The 219-nt window shown below is 56.6% G+C and carries 2 tRNA genes; both read right to left on the bottom strand.

Features of this window, described 5'->3' with window-relative positions:
• Nucleotides 1-2: 2 nt before the first annotated feature.
• Nucleotides 3-75, bottom strand: a tRNA-Val gene (locus OGY09_RS01035).
• A gap of 46 nt (nucleotides 76-121) precedes the next feature.
• Nucleotides 122-197, bottom strand: a tRNA-Val gene (locus OGY09_RS01030).
• Nucleotides 198-219: the final 22 nt, after the last annotated feature.

The following is a 219-nucleotide window of genomic DNA, read 5'->3' as shown; positions in this document are numbered from 1 at the left end:
GGTGGGTGATGACGGGATCGAACCGCCGACCCCCTCCTTGTAAGGGAGGTGCTCTCCCAGCTGAGCTAATCACCCACTTCTCAATTTCTTACTCTACACGGCGGAGACTACATAAAGTAGTTGGTGGGTGATGACGGGTTCGAACCGCCGACCCCCTCCTTGTAAGGGAGGTGCTCTCCCAGCTGAGCTAATCACCCCCGCTGTGTGGAGTCGCATTAT

It is taken from the genome of Citrobacter sp. Cpo071, from assembly GCF_030332765.1.
GTDB classification, from domain to species: Bacteria; Pseudomonadota; Gammaproteobacteria; order Enterobacterales; family Enterobacteriaceae; genus Citrobacter; species Citrobacter portucalensis.
This window is presented reverse-complemented; position numbering and strand designations above follow the sequence as displayed.